Source organism: Dysgonomonas sp. 521 (assembly GCF_010501055.1).
In the GTDB taxonomy this organism is placed as follows: domain Bacteria; phylum Bacteroidota; class Bacteroidia; order Bacteroidales; family Dysgonomonadaceae; genus Dysgonomonas.
The window spans coordinates 1-2,985 of record NZ_QVMO01000185.1; the positions used below are offsets into that span (position 1 = coordinate 1).

Annotated in this window: 2 protein-coding genes; both read right to left on the reverse strand. The window is 34.8% G+C overall.

Annotation, left to right across the window (positions count from 1 at the left end; translation table 11 throughout):
- Nucleotides 1–94 precede the first annotated feature (94 nt).
- Nucleotides 95–2,374, reverse strand: a complete 2,280-nt coding sequence (locus tag D0T84_RS21890; RefSeq protein ID WP_163310040.1) for a hypothetical protein — start codon at nt 2,372–2,374, stop codon at nt 95–97.
- A 5-nt stretch (nt 2,375–2,379) separates the two neighbouring features.
- Nucleotides 2,380–2,985, reverse strand: a 606-nt coding sequence (locus D0T84_RS21895; RefSeq protein ID WP_163310041.1) for a T9SS type A sorting domain-containing protein, incomplete at its 5' end; no start/stop codon positions are given.

Genomic DNA, 2,985 nt, shown 5'->3' on the forward strand with positions numbered 1-2,985 from the left:
GCAGAGAAGTAGAAATAATAGAAGTTCCAAGATAAACTGGCAGTTCACGAATGATAAGGCCAGAATTAAATTAAAAAAACTTTATCCGACAATATCAGATTGACATGACACTAGTACCTCTTGTAAGCTTCTCCATTAATTTGTCCGAATAATAAGAATATTGTTCTGTTGTTGTTACAATTGAAGCGTTAATCATTGATATTGTCTCCTTGCTCCTTAGCCTGTAGTACTTATTATCAATCTGATAAGGCGAGACAGTATATATTCTTGCATTACAAATAGTTCCTGCAATATCTGCATCAGAGAAATTACGAAAATCAGGACAAGAATAATATTGATCATACGAATTTATTATATTACGATTAACCATGTAATTAGATATTCCTCCAGATGTTGGCGAATCATAAGAAAATATAGTTTTCTCTAAAGGTGAATACGTTTGCCCATTCTTTTTGTATATTATTTGCTCTGCCTGACGTGGGCCATCCTGAAATATAGCCTCATAACCATGCACATATGGCTTCTTTATTATCTTTACCATATCATAGCTACTACCACGATATCCCTGATAATCAAAATAATTTTCAGTTTTATTATCATTAACATATTCTGTTACCATACTATACCATATAGGTACACCTTGTATAAGGTATTTTGAATAGCTCGACATGGCATTTATATTTAATTGTCTATATGCCCACGTTGTAAGTCTCCCCGGATCACATGGAAGCGATTCCACAATACACAATTCATCAATAAAAGTATCCAGTGTCGGCACAAATATTATATTGGCTAATCCGTTTTCAGCAACTCCATATTTATAAGTCTTTATAGTGGGTGTACTTCCAAGCCTTTCCTTCGTAATAATTTTACATACACGAAGTCCGCCACCTTTATTTATTGGGCTAGGAGTAACAGCAAATGTTTTAGTTGAAGGAGGGTATTGATTTGCAAATTGATGAGGTTCATATTCAAATTCAGAGAATCCTCCTGTAGGATATTCTATACGTTTCAACATAGAGGCCTTCATATATGCTGTATCAACGGATCTGTCAGCTGTACCCACTTGCATTGTGAAATTTGGCTCTGTTGTATAATTACCATAACTGCCATATAAGTTTAGAGTCATTTTAGGTATCATTGTCTGGTTATTCTTTCCGTTGTAATATCCCCAATAATCCAATCCCGTACTATTCTTATATAATCGTTTTGAGTTATATATAAAATTGTAAGTTTCCTGATCTATCCTAAGAGATTTCAATAGTGCCACTTCCTCAGAATCGCCCTGTCCGTATATAAAATCTATGGTCTTACGTGATGTATTATTCTTATCTTTTACTTCAATTTTACTTATAAAAGGATCTTGACTTGGACGATATGAAATATTCATCGTACCTGCAGGAAATTCCACTTTTTCTAACATACAAATCTCAGTATAATTTGTATAATCTAAAATTCCGCCATCATCTGATAGCTCAGGAGAAGAGTTGTCTTCACAATTTGCTATATTTGAAGATTTTGCGTCTTTGATGATCATGGGTGTAGTAACCCAAGGAGTGTATAAATTATTTAGTGTAGATTTTTTCCAAGTAAAATTTATTTTAGTATTATTTAAAAGAGTTACTTCTCTTAACATCCAGGCTGTGTGCCCGATACGACTTATAGTTTCGACATAATTATTTCGGACAGTTTCATTTGCATACATACCAAATGTATAAATAATACCATTTTCATCTGTTATCTTCAAACCATTTATAGGAGCACTAACATTATTTATTAAGTTACTTTGATCTATAAAAAATTCAAATTTTAATAAATTCCCAGGAGATATTGCCTCATAGGTATTTCCCACTTTATTAACAAGAAATGTATAATTACCAGAAGGTAAATGGACATTAAAGATATCTTTTTGGGTATCATGTAATTCGGAGCGACTTATGCCAAAATTTGTATAATATTGCTCATCAATGACACCTTTCCTTATTATAGCAGGATTATCAGAACTATATACCGACTGAAAGGGAAAACGGTCATCCGGACGACCTAATACGGTTCGGGTAACACGTAGCCCAGGGGAAAATATCCATCCATAACCTACAGGAAAAGGACGGTCCGATATATTAATTCCGGATGTACTATATTGTAAAGAAAAAGGAAGAGAAAAATTATCAGCCGTTATTTCAAATAGAGAAATTGGTATATTTATCATTCCTGAAGATAAAGAAGGTTGATGATTTCCATATTTGCTGAAAATCGCCGATGTTGGAGAGGGAGGGATTACAGGCGATAAATATTTATTGTCTTGCGAAAACAAGGGTGAAATATTTAAGGAAAATATTGTTGTAATCAAGAATATGTATATATATTTTTTCATAGCATTTACTTTTTAATAATAATTTCATTCACAAATACCCCATTAGCGGTAATTCTCAATACATAATTCTTCGGATACAAGCCTGTACAATCCAACGTTTCGTAATATATACCTTTGGTCTTGTTCTTAGCTGCAATCTTCTTCACAGGCATACCATCCAGCGAATATAGGTCGAACGAAACCTTTGCATCTTCCTTTAACTCATACTCCAGGTTCATTATTGACTCTACAGGATTAGGATATATCTTGCAAGTCATTATATCTTCCAAAGAGACTGTCTTGGCTGTTGGATCACTTGCCTGATTATCCTCTTCCGTCTCTTTCCAGAGTTCATCCAGCAGGGCTAAGTTATCAGGGTCGGTGTCCAGATAGAGGTGGTCTTGCGGAGGGAAGAAAAAGGCGGTGGTGAATATCTCGCTGTTGTCACTTAGATTGATATTCCTGACCGTTTCAAAGACCGGATAACGATAGCCTTTGCTATACCAGCGGCAGGTTTCCAGTTGCTTGCCTATATTGTTAGTATCTTCTGTTGTGTAGCTGTTTTCTGTTGGTATGTCGAAGATGGTTTGTATGGTCTTTACCCTTAATACAGGACTCAGGGTGTCTCCTGA